Origin of the sequence: Microbacterium sp. JB110, assembly GCF_003335195.1 — a bacterium.
Taxonomy (GTDB): domain Bacteria; phylum Actinomycetota; class Actinomycetes; order Actinomycetales; family Microbacteriaceae; genus Microbacterium.
This window is the reverse complement of the sequence record NZ_QPGM01000002.1, coordinates 197,431-217,018: the sequence shown is the minus strand read 5'-3', so window position 1 is coordinate 217,018 and position 19,588 is coordinate 197,431. Positions and strand designations below refer to the sequence as shown.

Annotated in this window: 22 protein-coding genes and 2 riboswitches; of the genes, 8 read left to right on the top strand and 14 right to left on the bottom strand. The window is 67.4% G+C overall.

All coding sequences use genetic code 11. The annotated features are described in order from the left end of the window. Positions 1 to 13 precede the first annotated feature (13 nt). A complete protein-coding gene (locus CIK77_RS04570; protein ID WP_249268709.1) occupies positions 14 to 1,675 on the bottom strand; it encodes an ABC transporter substrate-binding protein in 1,662 nt (553 codons plus the stop codon). Positions 1,676 to 1,956: 281 nt separating this feature from the next. On the opposite strand from CIK77_RS04570, the gene CIK77_RS04565 reads away from it, so the two are divergent. Then, on the top strand, positions 1,957 to 2,721 hold the full coding sequence (locus CIK77_RS04565) for a CPBP family intramembrane glutamic endopeptidase (RefSeq protein WP_249268708.1): 765 nt from the start codon (positions 1,957 to 1,959) through the stop codon (positions 2,719 to 2,721). Between the two features lie 293 nt (positions 2,722 to 3,014). Next, positions 3,015 to 3,845, top strand: coding sequence for a hypothetical protein (locus tag CIK77_RS04560; RefSeq protein ID WP_140403571.1), 831 nt, complete (start codon positions 3,015 to 3,017; stop codon positions 3,843 to 3,845). Between the two features lie 3 nt (positions 3,846 to 3,848). On the opposite strand, the gene CIK77_RS04555 is transcribed toward CIK77_RS04560, so the two are convergent. Next, positions 3,849 to 4,277 (bottom strand): GNAT family acetyltransferase, encoded by a 429-nt coding sequence (locus CIK77_RS04555; protein ID WP_087056273.1) that lies wholly within the window; start codon positions 4,275 to 4,277, stop codon positions 3,849 to 3,851. A gap of 144 nt (positions 4,278 to 4,421) precedes the next feature. On the opposite strand from CIK77_RS04555, the gene CIK77_RS04550 reads away from it, so the two are divergent. Continuing rightward, entirely contained in the window at positions 4,422 to 4,955 is a 534-nt protein-coding gene (locus CIK77_RS04550) for an NUDIX hydrolase (RefSeq protein WP_087056272.1), read from the top strand. Next, on the top strand, positions 4,952 to 5,371 hold the full coding sequence (locus CIK77_RS04545; protein WP_087056271.1) for an NUDIX hydrolase: 420 nt from the start codon (positions 4,952 to 4,954) through the stop codon (positions 5,369 to 5,371). Before CIK77_RS04550 ends, CIK77_RS04545 begins: the two co-directional genes overlap by 4 nt. Positions 5,372 to 5,451: 80 nt before the next feature. Here CIK77_RS04545 and gcvP read toward each other — a convergent pair whose 3' ends face one another. Genes gcvP through gcvT form a run of 3 tightly spaced genes read right to left on the bottom strand, consistent with a single transcriptional unit; the run spans position 5,452 to position 9,802 of the window. After that, on the bottom strand, positions 5,452 to 8,307 hold the full coding sequence (gene gcvP / locus CIK77_RS04540) for an aminomethyl-transferring glycine dehydrogenase (RefSeq protein ID WP_087056270.1): 2,856 nt from the start codon (positions 8,305 to 8,307) through the stop codon (positions 5,452 to 5,454). Then, positions 8,304 to 8,687, bottom strand: coding sequence for a glycine cleavage system protein GcvH (gene gcvH, locus CIK77_RS04535; protein ID WP_087056269.1), 384 nt, complete (start codon positions 8,685 to 8,687; stop codon positions 8,304 to 8,306). The genes gcvP and gcvH overlap by 4 nt, the downstream gene beginning before the upstream one ends. After that, positions 8,684 to 9,802 carry a glycine cleavage system aminomethyltransferase GcvT gene (gene gcvT, locus CIK77_RS04530; RefSeq protein ID WP_087056268.1) on the bottom strand — a complete coding sequence of 373 codons (1,119 nt, stop codon included), beginning with the start codon at positions 9,800 to 9,802 and terminating at the stop codon, positions 8,684 to 8,686. Before gcvT ends, gcvH begins: the two co-directional genes overlap by 4 nt. A gap of 58 nt (positions 9,803 to 9,860) precedes the next feature. Continuing rightward, a riboswitch (glycine riboswitch) is annotated at positions 9,861 to 9,971 on the bottom strand. After that, positions 9,972 to 10,063, bottom strand: a riboswitch (glycine riboswitch). Between the two features lie 140 nt (positions 10,064 to 10,203). On the opposite strand from gcvT, the gene CIK77_RS04525 reads away from it, so the two are divergent. Continuing rightward, positions 10,204 to 10,917, top strand: a complete 714-nt coding sequence (locus CIK77_RS04525) for an NUDIX hydrolase (protein WP_258861449.1) — start codon at positions 10,204 to 10,206, stop codon at positions 10,915 to 10,917. A gap of 113 nt (positions 10,918 to 11,030) precedes the next feature. Here the strand turns inward: CIK77_RS04525 and CIK77_RS04520 are convergent, their stop codons facing one another. Next, positions 11,031 to 12,887, bottom strand: a complete 1,857-nt coding sequence (locus CIK77_RS04520; RefSeq protein ID WP_087056267.1) for an ABC transporter ATP-binding protein — start codon at positions 12,885 to 12,887, stop codon at positions 11,031 to 11,033. A gap of 265 nt (positions 12,888 to 13,152) precedes the next feature. Here CIK77_RS04520 and CIK77_RS04515 point away from each other — a divergent pair, with 265 nt between their 5' ends. Beyond that, the gene (locus CIK77_RS04515) at positions 13,153 to 14,661 is read left to right on the top strand and encodes a DHA2 family efflux MFS transporter permease subunit (protein ID WP_087056266.1); all 1,509 of its coding nucleotides are present in this window, start codon (positions 13,153 to 13,155) and stop codon (positions 14,659 to 14,661) included. A gap of 81 nt (positions 14,662 to 14,742) precedes the next feature. Here the strand turns inward: CIK77_RS04515 and CIK77_RS04510 are convergent, their stop codons facing one another. The 8 genes from CIK77_RS04510 to cmtR all read right to left on the bottom strand — a co-directional run bounded on the left by CIK77_RS04510 (position 14,743) and on the right by cmtR (position 19,040). After that, positions 14,743 to 15,228, bottom strand: a complete 486-nt coding sequence (locus CIK77_RS04510) for a hypothetical protein (protein ID WP_087056265.1) — start codon at positions 15,226 to 15,228, stop codon at positions 14,743 to 14,745. Positions 15,229 to 15,272: 44 nt separating this feature from the next. Next, positions 15,273 to 15,662 carry an SRPBCC family protein gene (locus CIK77_RS04505; RefSeq protein WP_170934240.1) on the bottom strand — a complete coding sequence of 130 codons (390 nt, stop codon included), beginning with the start codon at positions 15,660 to 15,662 and terminating at the stop codon, positions 15,273 to 15,275. Positions 15,663 to 15,704: 42 nt separating this feature from the next. Next, a complete protein-coding gene (locus CIK77_RS04500; RefSeq protein WP_087056264.1) occupies positions 15,705 to 16,046 on the bottom strand; it encodes a DUF2200 domain-containing protein in 342 nt (113 codons plus the stop codon). 38 nt (positions 16,047 to 16,084) lie between these two features. Next, positions 16,085 to 16,414, bottom strand: a complete 330-nt coding sequence (locus CIK77_RS04495) for a branched-chain amino acid transporter permease (RefSeq protein WP_087056263.1) — start codon at positions 16,412 to 16,414, stop codon at positions 16,085 to 16,087. Continuing rightward, complete coding sequence (locus CIK77_RS04490) at positions 16,411 to 17,133, bottom strand: AzlC family ABC transporter permease (RefSeq protein WP_087056262.1); 723 nt, start codon at positions 17,131 to 17,133, stop codon at positions 16,411 to 16,413. The genes CIK77_RS04495 and CIK77_RS04490 overlap by 4 nt, the downstream gene beginning before the upstream one ends. A gap of 94 nt (positions 17,134 to 17,227) precedes the next feature. Next, positions 17,228 to 17,791, bottom strand: coding sequence for an alpha/beta fold hydrolase (locus tag CIK77_RS04485; protein ID WP_249268707.1), 564 nt, complete (start codon positions 17,789 to 17,791; stop codon positions 17,228 to 17,230). A 215-nt stretch (positions 17,792 to 18,006) separates the two neighbouring features. Next, complete coding sequence (locus CIK77_RS04480; protein ID WP_087056260.1) at positions 18,007 to 18,708, bottom strand: cation transporter; 702 nt, start codon at positions 18,706 to 18,708, stop codon at positions 18,007 to 18,009. After that, entirely contained in the window at positions 18,687 to 19,040 is a 354-nt protein-coding gene (cmtR, locus tag CIK77_RS04475) for a Cd(II)/Pb(II)-sensing metalloregulatory transcriptional regulator CmtR (protein WP_087056259.1), read from the bottom strand. Before cmtR ends, CIK77_RS04480 begins: the two co-directional genes overlap by 22 nt. A 151-nt stretch (positions 19,041 to 19,191) precedes the next feature. Between cmtR and CIK77_RS04470 the strand changes: the two genes are divergently transcribed. Both CIK77_RS04470 and CIK77_RS04465 read left to right on the top strand, forming a co-directional pair. Beyond that, the gene (locus CIK77_RS04470; protein ID WP_114347202.1) at positions 19,192 to 19,395 is read left to right on the top strand and encodes a hypothetical protein; all 204 of its coding nucleotides are present in this window, start codon (positions 19,192 to 19,194) and stop codon (positions 19,393 to 19,395) included. After that, positions 19,392 to 19,580, top strand: a complete 189-nt coding sequence (locus CIK77_RS04465) for a hypothetical protein (protein WP_087056258.1) — start codon at positions 19,392 to 19,394, stop codon at positions 19,578 to 19,580. Before CIK77_RS04470 ends, CIK77_RS04465 begins: the two co-directional genes overlap by 4 nt. The last annotated feature ends 8 nt before the right edge of the window (positions 19,581 to 19,588 follow it).

Below are 19,588 nucleotides of genomic sequence, written 5' to 3'. Positions count from 1 at the left end.
TTGGTGTCAGGGATTACTCCCAGGGGCTGATCTCGTTCGCCTGTTCCCAGAGTTCCTTCGCCTTCTCCGGGTTGTACTCCAGCACGCTCTCACCTTCGAGCTGGTCGGTCCAACCGTCGATAACGGGCGACGTGAAGTCACTCGCCGGGGTGCGCGTGCCCTGGAAGATCTTGTCGGTGATCGCCTCGCGGTCGATCGCCATCGAGATCGCCTGGCGGCGCAGCTGCCCCTCTTCGCCCGAGAAGTGCTCGAGGTTCTCCGCAATCGTGAAGGACTGGAAGATGGCGGCGGGGTCGTTGACCCAGCGGTCGCCGAGCTCGTCCTGGTAGGTCTCGAACGCCGAGTCCGGGATCGCGTCCAGGACGTCGAGGTTGTTGGCCAGCAGGTCGTTATACGCTGCCTCCTGCGTCGAGTAGAAGACGATCTGCAGACCGTCGTTCTGCGCGGTGCGCGGACCGTCGTAGTCCGGGTTGACCGCGAGATCGATCTTCACGTCGTGCTCCCAGGCGCCCTCGCCGTCGGGCATGTACGGGCCGTTGCCGATCGGGTTCTCGCCGAACGCCTCCATGTCCTCGAATGCGACATCCGGAAGCGGGTAGTACGCGGAGTAGCCGAGGCGCTGAGCGAAGTCTGCGGCCGGCTTGTTCAGCGTGATCTCGAACGTGTAGTCGTCGATCTGGTTCAGGCCGGAAAGGCCGTCGCCCTGCGCGCCGTAGAGATCATCCTCAGTGTCATCCGGCGTGCCGTTGTCGTCGTTCTCGAAGCCTTCGATGTCCTCGAAGAAGTAGCTGTTGAGCTGTGCGTTCTCCTGCTCGGCACCGTAGTTCCACGCATTGATGAAGTTGTCAGCGGTGATCTCCTCACCGTTGGTGAAGGTCAGGCCCTCGCGGAGCTTCACCGTGAGCTGCGTCGGCGAGTCGACGGTGATCTCCTCGGCGACGTCGTTCACGACCGCGCCGTCAGCGTCATACGAGATCAGCCCCGTGAACATCGCGTCGAGGATCTTGCCGCCGCCGGTTTCGTTCGTGTTCGTCGGGATCAGCGGGTTCTGCGGCTCGCTGCCGTTCGCGGTGACAACACCGTCGTCCTTGGTGATCTCCTCGAAGATCGGCACGGAGCGCCAACTGAACGCCACGTTGTCGACGTTCTCGCTCCAACCGCCGACCACGTTGGAGTACCAAAGCGGGATTGCCGGAAGGTCCTTCAGCAGCACGTCCTGAGCCTGCAGGTACAGCTCGTTGGCGGCCTCAGGGTCCTCGGTCGAGATGCCCTCCTCCAGAAGCGAGTCGAACTCCTCCGACGAGTAGTCGCCGTCGTTGGCACTGGCGTTCGTGGCGTAGAGCGGCCCGAGGAAGTTGTACAGGCCCGGGTAGTCGGCCTGCCATCCGGTGCGGAACGCACTCTCGATCGTGCGGTTGGTGACCTCTTCGCGGAATCCCGCGAAGTCGGGGTACGGAACCCCGACGGCCTTGATGTCGAGCGCTCCGGCGATCGAGTTGACGGTCGCGTCGACCCAGGCCTGGTGGCCGCCGTCCGCGTTGTAGGCAAGGCCGAACTCAGGACCGGCGGCCTCTTCGCCGCCGCCGTCTGAGTCAGCGGGGCCGCAGCCGGTGAGGGCCAGCGACCCGGCACCCAGAACGGCGAGACCCGCGATGGCAAACTTGTTGCGCTTCACAGTTGCTCCTTGTGGAAGGGATAAGAACGCCCGATGCGTTGCGTGAACGCGCTCGGACTGCCCAGTGACTCTATGCCTCTGAAAGGAAACCATCAAAGCCGACTAGCGAACCGTTACACAGGATTTACACGGATCGGGGCTCCAGTTGCGCAATATGCACAACTGGCATCCGGCTCCCCTGTCCTGGTCGCACTGTCTTCGCGGCGCTTCCGGTTCGTCTTCGTGTCATCGCCGACACGTTCGCCGCTGTCGGCACAGATCCGTGTGGCACGCTGGCCGATGTGAGCCAGCGGCAGGACATCGAGACAGGCGCGACCCGAACCCGTCTCTGGTGGGAGATCGGCATCGTCGTGTTCCTCACACTCGGGCAGTCCGCGCTCTATTCGCTGCTGTCGCTCATCCGGGCCGCTCTGCGCGGTCCGCTCTCCGAGCAGTCTGCTCAGCTGAACCCCTCGCAGACGGAGGAGCCGTTCTGGGACGTCGTGTACCGCGTCCTCGATGTGTTCTTCGATCTGTGTCTGGTGGCGCTGGTGGTGTATCTGCTCTGGGAGCCCGGGCGCAGCGCGCTGCGGCGCATCGGTCTGGACCTCACGCGGTTCTGGCGCGACACCGGCGTCGCCGTGATGCTCGTCGCAGCGATCGGTGTGCCAGGGCTGGCGCTGTACGCCGTCAGCCGGATGATGGGACTCACCGTGCAGGTGCAGGCGGGCGAGCTCGACCAGGCGTGGTGGACGATTCCGCTGCTCATCCTGTCGGCGGTGCGCGCCGGCCTGCTCGAGGAGGTCATCCTGAACGGCTACCTCGCCACACGCCTCGGCGCGCTGTGGCGCAGCCGCTGGGCCATCCTCGTCGCCGTGGCCCTTCTGCGCGGCGCGTACCACCTCTATCAGGGCCCGGCGATGGCCGTGGGGAACGTCGTGATGGGCCTCGTCTTTGGCTGGTGCTTCCTGCGCTGGCGCCGCGTCATGCCCCTGGTCATCGCCCACGCCCTCATCGACACCATCGCCTTCGTCGGCTACCCCCTCGCCGCCCCCTACCTCCCCTGATTCTTCATTTCTGGCACATCTCCGGGTGGGCACACCACCGGAGATGTGCCAGAAATGAAGAGTTGTACCGGTGGTCGTCGTTTCCTCCACAGTGCGGGGAAAGGCGGAAGTTCTCCACATTCCGCACGTTCTTCCCTGAAGCGCGGCACGATCGTCGCATGACGACGACTGTGTCTCCGCTGGTTTCCCTCCCAGTTCGCCCCTGCCCGGTGCCGCTGATTCGCCGCGTTGAGGGAGGGATGCGGTTCGATCACGCTGTGCGCAGAGGCGAGCTCCGTCGAGTGCGAAGCGGCGTGTACGTCCCCAGCCACGACTGGGAGCAGCTGCCTCCTTGGGACCGGTACCTCGTGCGGGTCCATGCATTCGCACTCAAAGCGCCCTATGCCGTGCTCACGCACGAGTCGGCGGCTGCGCTCTGGGGGCTTCCACTGCTGGGGGCACAGCCGCACATCCACGCCATCGCTCCCCGATCCGGAGACGCGCGACTCGTCGGTGACGTCCAATGGCACCATCTCAAAGACGAACCCGATGTCGTCACAACGCCCGGTGCAGCGTTGACGCCCCCTGTCGACACTGTCGTGAACCTTGCCCGGAGCCGTCATCCGGCCGTTGCGCGCGTCGCTGCTGACGCTCTGCTGCGTCTCGGTGACTGCAGTTCGGACCTGCTCCTGGACGCAAACGAATCGCGCCAGAGCAAGCGCGGCAGGGCAGCGGCTCGCTGGCCGCTTACGACAACGACGCCACTTCCGGAGTCACCGCTCGAGACGCTGTCGATCGTAGAGATCGAATGGCTCGGGTTCGAGGCGCCGGAGCTTCAGGTCAGCGTCGGCGGCATGGACGGGAACGAGTATCGCGTCGACTGCTTCTGGAGACGCGCAGACATCATCGGCGAGGCGGACGGCCGTTCGAAGTACACATTGGACGGGCAGCTCCCCGAGCGAGCCGTATGGCTTGAAAAGCGCCGAGAGGATGTGCTGCGACGAAGCGCATCGGGCTTCACCCGGTGGATCTGGGAGGACGTCGGACGCCCCACCCGCCTACAGGCGATCCTCCGCGCCGTCGGCGTACCTGAGGTGCGAGTGCCGCGCTGGGAACCGCTCAGAACCCTCGCCGCCATCCTGTAGCGGTCATTCGTCCGAGATGAGGCGCTTTCCCGTCACCAGCACGTCGGAGCGGTCGTAGCCGCGGGCATCGTAGAAGTCGAGCACATCGGTGTTCCCGGCTCGCACCATCAGCTGCACTTTCGGACAGCCGAGTTCCACGAGCCTCTGCTCCGCCTCCGCCACGAGCGCGGCGGCGATTCCTTCCCGTCGGCGCGACGGGTCGGTGGCGAGGTAGTACAGCCATCCACGATGCCCGTCGTAGCCAGCCAGCACGGAGCCCACGACCGCCTCGCTGACGACGGCCACCAGCAGAAGCTCCGGCCAAACGCTGCGCGCTCGGTTGATATCGGCGCGCGGATCGTTCCACGGGCGGGTGAGCCCCGTCATCTCCCACAGCGCGATGACCGCGTCGATGTCGGAAGCCACCAACGTGCGGATGTCCACGCCCGTCATCGGCCGTCTCCGACCCGCGCTTCCAGACCGCGCCGCACGGCAATCGATGCAAGGCTCACGGACCGAGTCGATTGGTGCGATCGCAGGCAGTCATCGAAGCGCGACACTACCGAAACGGCCCACGCATCGACGTAGGCTGGACGCATGGCGACGCCCGATTTCATCCTGCGACTGCGCGAGAAGGTCGGGCACGAGATGCTCTGGCTCACGGGTGTGACGGCTGTTGTGGTGCGCGGCGACGACGTTCTGCTCGTCGAACGCGGCGACAACAGCATGATCACCCCTGTGACGGGCATCGTCGATCCCGGCGAGCAGCCGGCCGTTGCCGCGGTGCGCGAGGTCGCCGAAGAGGCGGACATCATCGCCGAGGCCGACGCGCTTGTGCAGGTGCGCTCGCTTCCGCCGATGCGGTACGCCAACGGCGACGAGGCCCAGTACCTCGACATCGTATTCCGTTGTCGATATGTCTCGGGAGAACCGCATCCGGCCGACGGCGAGAACGTCAGCGCGTGGTGGCATCCGGTCGCCGATCTCGATGCCGCTGGTCTGAATGCCGACATGCTCGACCGTGTGCGCGCCGCACTCGAGCACGCTGGCACCGCTCGCTTCGAAACGGAGCCGGTCTCCCCGGCGAAGGCGCATCCGAGCAGCGCCGTCAGCGCGGAGGCCGACGCGTGATCGATCACGAGAACCGGATCATCCACGTCAGCGCCGTTGTGCTTCGGCACCCGGAGACGGGAGCGGTGCTCTCCGTGCGCAAACGGGGCACCCGGATGTTCATGCAGCCGGGAGGCAAGCCGGAACCCGGGGAGAGCGCGGTCGATGCGGCAGTGCGGGAGATCCGGGAGGAGCTGAGCGTCGAGCTCGATCGAGACTGTATGAGCCTGCTCGGCACATTCGAGGCCCCCGCAGCGAACGAGGGTGGCTACCGCGTGCGCGGCACCGTGTTCACGCACCCGCCGGTCGAGGTCGTCTCCCCCGCCGCCGAGATCGAGGAGCTGCGCTGGGTGGATGCCGACGGCCCCCTGGGCGACGAGTTCGCCCCGCTGATGATCGATCACATCCTCCCCGCACTGCGCGCTCGCGCACTCTGACGCGTATCTCTTCATTTCTGGCACATCTCCGGGTGGGCACACCACCGGAGATGTGCCAGAAATGAAGAATTACCCCCGCGCTACGCGAACGCGTCGACGGGTGGGCAGGTGCAGACGAGATTGCGGTCGCCGTAGGCCTGGTCGACGCGGCGCACCGGGGCCCAGTACTTGGACGGCGCCTGCGCGGCGACACCGGCCGGATACACCGCCTGCTCCCGCGAGTAGGGGTGCGTCCACTCGCCGATGAGCGCAGCTGCGGTGTACGGCGCGTTCACCAATGGGTTGTCGTCTCGCGGCCACTCCCCCGACCCCACGCGGGCTGCCTCCGACTCGATCGCGATCATCGCATCGACGAAGCGATCCAGCTCGGCGCGATCCTCCGATTCCGTCGGCTCGACCATCAGCGTGCCCGCGACCGGGAACGACATCGTCGGCGCATGGAATCCGTAGTCGACGAGCCGCTTGGCGACGTCGTCCACCGTGATGCCGGTCGCTGCCCGCATCGGGCGCAGATCCAGAATGCACTCGTGCGCCACACGATTGTTCTCCCCCGCGTACAGCACGGGGTATGTGCTGCCCAGGCGCGCGGCGATGTAGTTCGCATTCAGCACGGCGGCGTCGGTGGCCGCCGTCAGGCCGTCGAGGCCGAGCATCCGGATGTACGCCCACGTGATCGGCAGGATGCTCGGTGAACCGTACGGTGCGGCCGACACGGGCCCGATCCCGTCGCGCGGCTCCTGCGCCGCGTCGTGCGACGGCAGGAACGGAGCGAGGTGAGCCTTGGCCGCGACCGGACCGACGCCGGGGCCTCCCCCGCCGTGCGGGATCGCGAACGTCTTGTGCAGGTTGAGGTGCGACACATCGCCGCCCAGGTCGCCGAACCGCGCGTGCCCCACCAGCGCGTTGAGATTCGCGCCGTCGATGTAGACCTGCCCTCCCGCGTCGTGCACCGCTGAAGTGATGTCGAGCACATCGTGCTCGTACACGCCGTGCGTCGACGGGTAGGTGATCATCAGCGCCGCAAGCGTCGCCCCGTGCTCTGCGATCTTGGCGCGCAGGTCGGCCAGGTCGACGTTGCCGCCCTCGTCGCACGCCACCACGACGACCCGCAGCCCCGCGAGCACCGCCGACGCCGCGTTCGTGCCGTGCGCCGACGACGGGATCAGGCACACATCGCGCCCGTCGTCTCCGTTCGCGGAGTGATAGCGCCGGATCGCCAGCAGACCTGCGAGCTCGCCCTGCGACCCCGCATTCGGCTGCAGAGAAACCTCGTCGTACCCCGTCAGATCGGCGAGCCACGCCTCGAGCTGCGTGATCAGCTCGAGGTAGCCCGCGACGTCCTCACGCGGCGCGAACGGATGGATGCGGGAGAACTCGGGCCACGACGACGCCTGCATCGCTGCGGCCGCATTGAGCTTCATCGTGCACGAGCCGAGCGGGATCATCCCTCGATCGAGGGCGTAGTCCCTGTCGGCCAGGCGCTTGAGATAGCGCATCATCGCCGTCTCCGACCGGTGCTCGTGGAACACCGGATGAGCGAGGAACTCGTCGTCGCGGAGAAGTCCGGCTGGAAGGTGGGACGGCACGGCATCCGCAGACCGCTGCGCGGTGCCGAACGCCTCGCACACCGCGCGCAGATCGGCATCGGTGGTCGCCTCGCCGACGGAGATGCCGACGGTGTCGTCGTCCACCTGGTGCAGCAGCACGCCGCGCTCGCGTGCCTCCGCGACGACTTCTCGGGCCCGCTCGGGAAGCTGCACCCGGATCGTGTCGAAGAAGCTCTCGTGCACGAGCGAGAATCCGGATGCCGCGATCGCGGCCGCCAGCCCTGCCGTGCGCGAGGCGATCCGCTCGGCGATCTCGCGCAAGCCATCCGGCCCGTGGTGCACGGCGTACATCGACGCCATCACCGCCAGCAGCACCTGCGCCGTGCAGATGTTGCTCGTCGCCTTCTCGCGCCGGATGTGCTGCTCGCGCGTCTGCAGGGAGAGGCGGAACGCCTGCGCCCCGTCGGCGTCGACCGACACCCCCACCAGTCGACCCGGCAGCTGCCGTTCGAGTCCCTCACGCACTGCCAGGTACCCGGCGTGCGGGCCGCCGAAGCCGAGCGGAACCCCGAACCGCTGCGTCGATCCGGCCACGATGTCCGCACCCAGCGAGCCGGGTGAGCGCATCAGCACAGCGGCCATGATGTCGGCGGCCACGACGGCCTGCGCGCCCGCGGCGTGCGCCGCGCCGATGACGGCGGTGGGATCCCACACCCGGCCCGAGGCGCCGGGGTACTGCACCAGAACGCCGAACGCACCGTCCGGCAGCCCTTCTCCGCCGGCCAGGTCGCGCTCGGCCAGGTCGATCCCGACCGCGGCCGCGCGCACGCGCAGCACCGCCCTGGTCTGCGGCAGAGCGTCCGAGTCGACGACGAAGACATGCGCATCCGCGCCCTTCACTGCACGCCGGGCAAGCAGCATCGCCTCCACCACCGCTGTGGCCTCATCGAGCATGGACGCGTTCGCGAGCGGCAGGCCGACGAGCTCGCCCACCATGGTCTGGAAGTTCAGCAGCGCTTCGAGCCGGCCCTGCGAGATCTCGGGCTGATACGGCGTGTACGCGGTGTACCACGACGGATTCTCGAACACGTTCCGCTGGATCACACTCGGCGTGACGGCGTCGCTGTAGCCGAGACCGATCATCGGCGTGTGCACGCGGTTCTTCGACGCGAGCACGCGCAGCTCGCCGAGCGCCTCCGGCTCGGAGACGCCGTGCCGCGGCACGGCCCCCGAGGTGGCGCCGTCGTTCCGGATGGCGGCGGGCACGGCCTCGTCCATCAGTGCGCCGGTGCTGTCCGCATCCGGATCGCCCGCGAGACCGACCACACCCAGCATCGCCGCGCGGTCTGCCTGCGACGTGCCGATGTGACGGGCGACGTAAGGTGTCATTCCTCACCGCCGGTCAGCCGGAGGTACGCGGCGCGATCGAGCAGTCCCGCGAGCGGCTGGCCGAACAGCTGCACCCTGACCAGCCACCCGTCACCGAACGGATCGCGGTTCACCAGCGCCGGGTCGACATCGACCTGCCCGTTGAGTTCGATCACCTCACCGTCGACGGGCGCGAACAGCTCCGACACCGATTTGGTGGATTCCAGTTCGCCCATCACCTGGCCCGAGGTGAGCGTCGCGTTGTCGGTCGGCAGGTCGACGTAGACGATGTCCCCGAGCTGTTCTGCGGCGTAGTCGGTGATGCCGATGGTCGCGATGCCGTCCGCGACGGCGACCCACTCGTGTTCGCTGGTGTACCCCAGTGCGTTGAGAGCGGTCATTTCTTCCTCCTGTAGAAGGGCAGTGCGGTCGTGGTGGCGGCGATGCGCGTTCCGCGCACGTCGATGGTGAGGTCATCGGCTCCGACCGCGGACGGGTCGATGAAAGCCATGGCGATGGGATGGCCGAGCGTGGGGCTGAGCGCGCCACTGGTGAGCTCGCCCACTCGTTCCTCGCCGCGCAGCACGGCGTAGCCGGCCCTGCCCGCGCGGCGACCATCGCTGACGAGCCCGACGAGCACAGGCGCATCAGCGCGCGGGATCTTCGCGGCTTCGCCGATGAAGCCGGTCTTGTCGGCCGGGATCACCGTGCCGAGCCCCGCCTGCGCCGGCACGATCTCACGCGACAGTTCGTGGCCGTAGAGCGGCATGCCCGCCTCCAGGCGGAGCGTGTCTCGCGCGGCGAGCCCTGCGGGCACGAGGCCGTGTGCCTCCCCCGCTGCCAGCAGCGAGCGCCACAGCACGGCGGCGTGCTCACGCCGGATGAGAAGCTCGAACCCGTCTTCTCCGGTGTAGCCGGTCCGCGCGATCAGCAGCGGGGCACCGTCGAAAGTCGCGTCCGTCCAGCCGTATGGGCGCTGTTCGTCCCATGGATCGCCGAGATCCTCGATTCCGGATGTCGACCCGAGGATCGCCTGTGACGTAGGGCCCTGCACTGCGATCAGCGCGTACGAGTCCGAGACGTCTTCGACCGTGACGTCGTTCGACGCGACGCGCGCCGCGAGCGCCTCGCGCACCGCGTACGTGTTGCCGGCGTTCGCGATCACGAGGAACTGATCGTCAGCGAGCCGGTACACGATCAGGTCGTCGATAGTCCCGCCGTCCGCGGCGAGAATCATGGTGTACCTCGCGCGCCCCACCGCCAGCGCGGAGAGCCAGCTCGCCAGGGCGAGGTCGAGGAACGACGCGGCATCCGCGCCGGTGATCCGCAGTTCGCCCATGTGCGAGATGTCGAACAGACCGGCGGCATGGCGCACGGCGTGATGCTCAGCCAGATCGGAGCCGTAGAGGACGGGCATCATCCATCCGCCGAAGTCCGTGAAGCTCGCGCCGAGCGCTTCGTGCTCAGCGCGCAACGGGGAATCGCGCTGCGAGGTCGTCTCGTCGATCGAGTTCATCCGGGCCCTCCTTCATCGCCAGGGCGGGTGTTCGATGAGGCGCGGATGCGCCGCCATGAACTCCCCCTCTGTCATGAACCTGAGAGCTTCGACGGACTGCTTCGGTGCGCTTGCTGCACCGGTGTCTTTCACCTTCGGCGGGAGCACGGGCTCCGCTTTTCAGAGTGGCCCGACCTGCGCGGTACGCGTACCTGAGAGATTGGCGGGGAGGCTTGCTCCTTCGGTGCCCGATGGCGATCGGGGCTCTCCCGCAACAGGACGTTGGGCCGATGTTCGGTTGTCATCGGCGGTGATGCGTGCCGACACGTTCAGAATAGAGCAGGGCGGCCTCGGCCGATAGAGCAACCCATCGGCATGTCCGCGGCATGCGACTCCTGCCGTGGGCCGCATAGGATTCTGGGGTGAGTACTGCGCCCTCCACCGGACAAGCGGACCCCGCCGCAGCCGACGGCATCCGGGTGGCGGTCTCGGCCGCCATCTTCTCGCTGCGTTCCACCGGCAACGGCACCGATTCGCTGATGCTCCCGCTCGTGCGGCGCACGCGCGAGCCCTTCCACGGTCGCTGGGCGCTGCCGGGCGGATGGCTCGGAGCCGACGAGGGCCTCGATGCTGCAGCGGCACGCGCCCTCGAGGAGACGACGGCGCTGACGCCGAGCTACCTCGAGCAGCTCTACGCGTTCGGCGACGTGGACCGCTCCCCGACCCGTGTGGTCTCGGTGATCTACTGGGCGCTGCTGCGCCAGGACCACGTCGAGGCCCAGCGCGCAGCGGCCGATGCTCCGGAGAACGTCGAGTGGTTCGACGTGGACGATCTGCCGGAGCTCGCCTTCGACCACAATCGCATCGTCGAGTACGCCGTGTGGCGGCTGCGCAACAAGGTCGGCTACAGCCGCATCGCCGCAGGCCTCCTTCCCGACCGCTTCACCCTCACCGAGCTGCGGGAGGTGTACGAACTGGTGCTGGGCAGCCGGCTCGACCCGTCGAACTTCCGCCGCCTGATCGAGACCAGCGAGGCGCTCATCCCGACCGAGGAGTTCCGCAAGGGCAAGCACCGCCCCGCGCGCCTGTTCCGCTACAACGCCGACCTCGACACGGCCGACACCTCCGCTTTCTGACCCGCGCCCCGCTGCCGAGATGCGCATCTCTCGTCGAGATGCGCCGCTCTGGTCGCCCGGACGTCGCAGAAGTGCGCATCTCGGCAGCCGTGAGCCTGGCCGATCGACCGACCTCAGGCGTGGCCGAGCTGCTCCGCGGCGAGCGCGGCGTAGAGCCCGCCGGAGGCGACGAGCTCATCGTGCGTTCCCGACTCGGCGATCCGCCCTCCGTCGACGACGTGGATCACATCGGCATCGATCACGGTCGAGAGTCGGTGGGCGATCGACAGCGTCGTGCGTCCTCGGGCCGCCTGGTCGAGCGCTTCCTGCACGATGCGCTCGCTGACGGTGTCGAGCGCGCTTGTCGCCTCGTCGAGCAGCAGCACCGGAGGATCCTTCAGCAGCACGCGCGCGATGGCGATGCGCTGCTTCTCCCCGCCGGAGAGCCGGTAGCCGCGTTCGCCCACCACCGTGTCGTATCCGTGCTCGAACCCGGCGATGACGTGATGGATGTTCGCCCTCCGACACGCCTCGACGAGCTCGTCATCCGTCGCCTCCGGCTTGGCATACCGCAGGTTGTCCCGCACGGTCGCGTGGAAGAGGTAGGTCTCCTGCGACACGATGCCGACGTGGTCGATGATCGATCCCTGTCGCAGGTCGCGCACGTCGGCCCCTGCGAAGAGCACCTCGCCTCCAGAGGCCTCGTGCATCCGCGGGGCCAGGTACACGATCGTCGTCTTTCCCGCACCGCTCGGGCCCACGAACGCGACGTGCTGCCCCGGCTCGACCGAGAACGACACCCCGTCGAGCGTCGGTCGGGACTCGCCAGACGCATCCGGATAGCGGAACGTCACGTCGCGGAACTCGATCCGCCCGAGCGGCTCCGGCGCCTCTGTCGCCTCCATCGCATCCGGACGGTCGATGATCGCCGGTCGCAGATCGAGGTACTCGAAGATGCGCGCGAACAGCGCCTGCGATGTCTGGATCTCCAGCGCCACGCGCATCAGGCTGGTCAGCGGCTGCAGCAGCCGCGCCTGCACGGTCGTGAACGCCACGATCGCGCCAGCCGTGATCGACCCGGCGTCCGCATCGAGCAGCAGGCCCGCCACCAGATAGATGACAGCGGGAACGCTCGAGATCAGCACATGCACCACGGCGAAGAACACCTGCCCGCTCATCGCCTGGCGCACCTGCAGCCGGATCTGATTGCGGTTCTCCAGCGCGTAGCGCTCCGACTCCGAGCTCTGCCGGTTGAACGCCTTCGACAGCATGATGCCCGACACGCTCAACGTCTCCTGCGTGATCGCGGTCAGTTCGCTCAGCGACCTCTGCGTCTCGGCGGCGATGCGCGCCCTCACCTGCCCCACACGGCGCTGCACCATCACCAACGGCGGCATGATCACGAGCGAGATCAGCGTCAGACGCCAGTCGATCAGGATCATCGCCACGAGCGACGCGATGACGGTGACGGTGTTGCCCAGGATGCTCGTCACCGTCGTGGTGAGCACGCCGGAGACTCCGCCGACGTCGTTCTGCAGTCGAGACTGGATGGCGCCGGTCTTCGTGCGCGTGAAGAAGCCGAGTTCCATCGACTGCAGATGCTCGAACATCGTCACCCGCAGGTCCCCCGTGACCCGATTCCCGACGTTCGAGGTGAACCACGTCTGCAGGGCGCTGATCCCGGAGCTCAGCATGTACAGCGCGATCATGGTCACGACCAGCCAGACCAGCAGCGGCACCTGCACGACTCCGGATGCCGGGAACAGTGCTTCGTCGAACACGCGCTGAATGATCAGGGGCGGGATCACCCCGGCGGCGGCGCCGGCGATCACGAGACCGGCCGTGACGGCGATCCTGCCCCGATACGGCACGAAAAGTGCGATGACCCGACGGCCGAGGTTCTCCACCTTGGGCGCCTGCGCGTTCTGATCCCGCAGCGCGCGCTCGTCGACCCCGCGCATTCCCGGCGGACCGCCCATTCCTCGCCCCATACTCACCCGCTCAGCCTATGACTCCCCGACACCCCGCGGCGCGGTTGCCGTCCGGTGACCGGCATCGGTCCAACCGGTGACATCTGTGCCTCAACGGAAGTTTCTCCTCCGAGCGGGAATGTCGGTCCCGGCGGTGGGGTTACGATTGAAGGCTGCGGATTCGCCTCCGCGCAGCGCCTTTCGTCCCGTCTCCCGGGATCGCGCTCACTGCCGTGTTCGTCTCCGCGAGCGGCATTGTCACCCCACGACCGCAAGGAGCCAATCTATGGCCGCCCCTGAGACCACCGGATCCGTCACGGTGCCGACACCCGCACCTGCGTCGGGCATCGACCCGCGCGGCATGCGAGTGATCTGGCTGCTGCTCATCGCCGCGTTCGTCGCAATCCTGAACGAGACGACGATGGCGATCGCCATTCCCCACCTCAACGAAGATCTCGGCCTGCCGCCCGAACTCGGGCAGTGGCTCACGAGCGCCTTCATGCTCACCATGGCCGTCGTCATCCCGACCACCGGCTTCCTGCTGCTGAGGTTCACGACCCGCCAGATCTTCCTCGCGGCGATCATCTCGTTCTCGCTCGGAACCCTGCTGTGCCTGGTCGCTCCCGGCTTCCCGTTGCTGCTGCTCGGCCGTATCGTCCAAGCTGCTGGCACGGGTGTCATGCTTCCGCTGCTGATGACGACTGTGATGAACGTCGTCCCCGCGCACTCCCGCGGCCGGATCATGGGCCGTGTCGGCCTGGTCATCGCGTTCGCGCCCGCACTGGGCCCGACGCTCTCCGGCGCAGTGCTCGAGGCACTGAGCTGGCGCTGGCTGTTCGCCATCATCCTGCCGATCGCCATCGTCGCGATGCTCATCGGCGCCAAGTGGATGACCAACCTCGGCGAGACCACCCGTGCTCCGATCGACGTGCTGTCGATCATCCTGTCGGCGCTCGGCTTCGGCGGCCTCGTGTTCGGCCTCAGCGAGTTCGGCGGCGGCCACGGCGGCGAGAGCGGCGGCGGCGAGGGCGACGACGGCAGCGGCGCACTGCCCTGGATCATGTTGACGGTCGGCGCGATCGGTCTCGTACTGTTCGTGCTGCGTCAGGTCGCGCTGCAGCGCAAGGACGACGCCCTGCTCGATCTGCGCATCTTCCGCTCGGGCAACTTCACGGTCTCGGTCGTGATCATGGCGGTCGTCGCATTCGCCATGCTCGGCACGTTCTCGCTGCTGCCGCTGTACCTGCAGACGGTCGCCGGGCTGAACTCGCTCCAGTCAGGGCTCGTGCTGCTGCCGGGCGCACTTCTGATGGGCTTGCTCGGCCCCGTGATGGGCAGGGTGTACGACGCCCGCGGGCCGAAGACGCTGCTGATCCCCGGCACGATCCTGATCGCCGCGGCGATGTTCTTCTACTCGACCGTCGGCGAGAGCACCCCGTACTTCGTACTCGTCTCGGTGCAGATCATGATGTCGCTGGGGCTGGCCGGGTCGTTCACGCCGCTGTTCTCCGCGTCGCTCGGCTCGCTCGAGCGTCGCCTGTACTCGCACGGCTCGGCTGCGCTGAACACGATGCAACAGGTCGCGGGGGCGGCGGGAACTGCTCTGCTGATCTCGATCTACTCGTCGATCCTGCACGCGGGCCAGGCCGATGGCCTGTCAGAAGCCGCGGCAGGTGAGCCGGGCACTCACGCAGCGTTCTTCGTCGCGGGATGCGTCGCCCTCGTGCCGATCGTGCTGGCGTTCTTCGTCCGCAAGCCGGTCGAGAGCGGAGAGACTCCCGTCGCCGCGCACTGATCCGAGCAACGCAGGCCGGTGTCCCTCTGTGAGAGGCACCGGCCTTCGTCGTTCACACGGACCGTGAACGACATGCTCGGCTCAGTCAGGGGCGGACGATCTCGTCCCCGGATCGGCGATCATGGCCTGTGCCTTCTTCTCGCTGATCGTGTGAGCGCTCTCCTGCACCAGGCCCGTCTGAGCGTGGTGGTGTGCGATTCTGCGCCTCATCACGCGATGGAACACCGGCAGGCTGAAGACCGCGACGAGAAGCAGCGCCACACCGATGAAGCCGACCGTGCCGGCGAGCGACTCCGACGCACCCGTGGCCGGCAGCACGAAGAACCCCGCGACGATGGCACTGATTGCGGCGATCGCAGGAACGAGCATCAGCACGGAGGTCGCACTCGCCCTGCGCATCAGTCGGTCCCCCGCAGCGGTCAGCCCGATGAGCTCCTCGAGAGTGACCGTCCTGGTGGTCTCGTAGAGCACATACTTCTCTTTCTGCTCCGGCCCGAGTCGATAGGACTCCAGCACCTCGCCGCGCGCCGTCACGTGCCATCTGTGGTCGACGGGTCCGGATGCCATTGCGCTCCTCCTGGTTCGGTTCCCGCCACCCTACTCGGGGCGCGTCAGGCTTCGAGGATACGGCGCAGCCGGTCGAGGTCGTCGGCCACGGCCGCGCAGTCCGCGTCGAATGCTTCGTCCGTCGCATCGAGCCGGCGCACCGTGAACACGACCTCCGCACCGTCCGGATGCGCCACGACTCGCAGCGGGTTGCTGACCGTCTCGCCCGTCGGGAGCGTCACGTCGTGATCGAGCACCCCGAGGTCGTTCCTCGGCACGAATCGCACCGTGACCTCCCCCATCGGCGACTGCGCGACGAGCTCCCCATCGCGCACCTCGACATCCGACTGCGCGAGACCTGCTGCCCAGCTGACCAGATTCTCCGGGTCGCGTGCGAAGACGTACACCCGCTGAGCGTCGGCCCGGATGACCCGGCTGATGTGTCGTGACTCCATGCGCTCAGCATGGCACGCCTGTCGCCGCAACGGGCGAGGCTGCTATGAACGCAGCACCTTCTCCATGGCCCTTCCTCGGGCGAGCTCGTCGACGAGTTTGTCGAGGTAGCGGATCTTCTGCGTCAGCGGCTCCTCGATCTCCTCGACGCGCACACCGCACACGACGCCGGTGATCAGCGATGCGTCGGGGTTGAGATCAGCCTGTTCGAAGAAGTCCTCGAATGTGGTGCCACGATCGAGGTGCGCCGTCAGCTCGGTATCGCCGAAGCCCGTCAGCCACTCGATCACACGGTTGAGCTCCGCCGTCGTACGTCCCTTGCGCTCGAGTTTCGTGACGTAGTGCACGTACACGGACGCCACGGTCATCCGATAGACGCGTTCCATCCGGCTCATACTGCCGAGAATACTCGGCCGCAGCGACGTCAGGTCATCGGCAGGTTCACCAGCACGACGAATGTCACCGTGCCGAGCCCGACGCTCAGCAGCGTGCGGCGCCCGCCGAGCAGGTGAGCGGCGATCGTGACCGCCACGGCGATGAGCCCGGGAATCAGATAGTCGATGTGCTCGGCGATCGTCGAACGGAACGTCGCCGCAGCGAGGATGGCGAGGATGCCCACGGGCATCCAGACGCTGAGGGCCCGCACGATCCTCGACTCGCGGAGCGGCTTCAGGATGACGAACGGCACAGCGCGCAGCGACAGCGTGATGACGAAGATGATGGCGAGCACGCCGACGATGTACCAGACGCTCATGCGATGCTCCCCCGTCGGCGTGCGACCACGAACCGGACGGCCAGCAGCGCCAGGAAGATCACCATCGCGGCGAACAGCGCCTGCTCGGGAACGAGGACGATCGCCGCGACGAAGCTCACCGCGGCGAGCAGCAGCGACGGCACCTCGGCCAGCGAACGGCACGCGTCGAGCACGAGCGTGACGAACAGGGCGCACAGCGCGAATTCGAGCCCCTCGATCCGGAACGGGATGAGCGACGCGATCGCGACGCCGACCAGGCCGCCGCCGACCCAGTAGGTCTGGAACGAGATCTGCGTCGTCAGCAGACTCCACGACGTCCACGTCTCGGGACGCGCGGCCGTGACCGCGTAGGCCTCGTCCGTCAGCGCGTACACCGAATACGCCTTGGCGAACGGATTCCGCACCGCCTTCAACGGGAAGGAGAACGCGTAGAACACGTGGCGGAAGTTGACCAGCAGGGTGGTGAGCGCGATCGTGGGCAGCGGCGTGCCCGCCGTCATCAGACCGATCAGGAGCAGTTCGAGCGAACCCGCGTATCCGAAGATCGACAGCGCGGGCGCGACCCAACCGGGCAGGCCGGACTGGACGACGAGCAGGCCGAAGGCGATGCCGAGCGGGAACATGCCGAGCCCTGCCGGAAGCGACGCCCTGATGCCGGCCGCGACCTCCTGCCTGCGCCATCCGGGGCTCCGACCCGCCGACGCGAGATGACTGTCCATGCGCACCGCACGATTCTCTCACCGACCAGTGTCGGTTCCGAATGGGCGAGCAGAACGCCGACGCGCCCTCGAGGCTGCTCGTTCGGCGGTTCGATCAGTCCCAGTCGAGGTACTCGGCGATGTCCTCGGCCGTCTCGAGCGGGTGCGTCGCCGGGAAGAGGTGCCCCGCTCCTACGATCGTCGTGATGCTGGCACGATCCGGCGCCGTGTCACGCAGCTTCTCGGCGTTGACCGGCGGGGTGACGTCGTCGTTCTCACCTTGGAAGATCAGCACGGGAACGTCCGGGGCGAGGTCGACGGGAACGTCCTCGACGCCGAGCAGAAGCAGCCCGTTGATGCGCTCGTGGCTGCGCAGCGCGATCTCACGCGCGACCGTACCGCCGAAACCGTGACCACCGACCCAGGTGTCGCCGAGACCGAGGTGGTCGATCACGTCGAGGGCGTCGGAGGCGAGCTCGCGCACGTCGACCCCGTCGACCTGACCGCGATAGCCGATCCGGATGATCCGGAACCCCTCCTCCTCGAGGATCGCCGAAACAGTGCCGAGCGCTTCAGCGTCGTGCCCGCGGCCCGGGATCAGCACGAGCGTCGGCCCGTCGCCCTCGTCGAAGTACGGCACGGCACGGCCATCCGGCTCGAAGATGCTGTTCTGGGTCACGGTGATCCGTTCTGCTGGCGTCGGCGCGACCAGCGGGTCGCGATCGGTACAAGAACATCCAAACAGACCTTGGCGGAGCGAAAGCGGAAATCTCCTGTCAGCCCGAATACGACGACGCGCACTCCCCCACAGATCGCGCCTTCGCGAACACGATCGTGCCGATGCCGTGTGCGGGAACGCGCGATCTGTTCTGATACGCGCGGACCACGGCGCGGTCAGTCGTCTGCGCAGCAGTCGTCATCGCACCCGCCGCCCTCCTGTTCCCCTGTGAGCACCGAGACCGGTGTCGCGCAGCACGCGTCGCCGCGCCATGCCTCGATTCCCTCGCGCACGGCGAAGCCCGCGATCACCAGCGCGGCGATCGCGTCGGCCCACGCCCAGCCGAGCAGGCTGTTCAGGAGCAGACCGATCAGAAGCGCAGCGGAGAGGTAGGTGCAGATCAGGGTCTGCTTCGAGTCGGCCATCGCGGACGCCGACCCGAGTTCGCGGCCGGTGCGGCGTTCGAACCAGCTCAGGAACGGCATCACCACCAGGCTCAGCGCCGCGATCGCGATGCCGACCGGCGAGTGCTCTGGCTCGCGCAGGCCTGCCAGCGACAGCACCGCCTCGACGCTGACGTACACCGCCAGCGCGAAGAACGACACAGAGATGACGCGCAGCGCTGTCCGCTCTCTTCGCTCCGGATCGGGAGCGGCGAACTGCCATGCAACCGCGACGGCCGAGACCACTTCCACAACCGAATCCAGACCGAAGCCGATCAGCGCGGCCGAGGATGCGATGCCTCCTGCGACGAGCGCGACGGCCGCCTCGACGACGTTCCAGGTGATCGTGATCGCCACCACGATCCGGATCCGCCTGCGCAGAACGGCGGTGCGCTCATCGACTGCCGTCTGGGTCACTGCTCGACCTCGCAGCATCCGGGAACCGTGCACGCCGGATCGATGCACGGCACGTGCTCGTCGACGGCGAGTGTGACGTCCACGAGTGCCATGAGAGCGGCTGTGAGGTGCGGATCCGCGATCTCGTAGCGGGTCTGACGCCCTTCGGGCTCTGCGACGATGATGCCGCACCCGCGCAGGCACGTGAGATGGTTCGACACGTTCGTGCGCGTCAGACCGAGCTCCCGCGCGAGCTGCGCCGGGTAGCCCGGTCCGGAGATGAGTTCGAGCAGAATGCGGGAGCGCGTCGGATCGGCCATAGCGCGACCGAGACGGTTCATCGCGTCCACTCGAGTCGTTAAGGTCAGCATAGGCTGACTATACAGTGCTTACTGACCTGAATGAAGACTCGAACCGCAGCGCTGGTCCGGCACGCGAGGACGTCGCCGCTCACATCTTCACGGCGAAGACGTGACAGATGTCATTCACCTTCGGCATCGGCGCGGACTATGGTCAGGACACATGAGCACCCAGGATCGAAGCCCACTCACGATCACTCTGGTGGTCGCGGTCTCCGTCGCCGGCGCCGTCGCGGTGATCAGCTTCGTCCTCTCACTGCTGCTCGCCGCGCCGGCGTCGGATGCGATGCGCACCGTCGCCATCGTTGCGGCCGGTGTGAGCGCCGTCATCGGCGTGTGCTTCGCCCTCGTGGGGGCGCGACGATGATTCCGCTCATTCTCGCGATCTCGATCATCGGCGCCGTTGCCGTCATCTCCTTCGTCATCGCGGTCGTCCTCGGCGGGCTGCGTCGACCGTGGCCGAGATCTGCACGACGAATGCTCGCGATCGCCGCCGTCGCCGGCGGGGTCTGCGCCGTCCTCGGCGCGGTCATCCCGTTGGTGTCGTCCTAGGCGCGCGG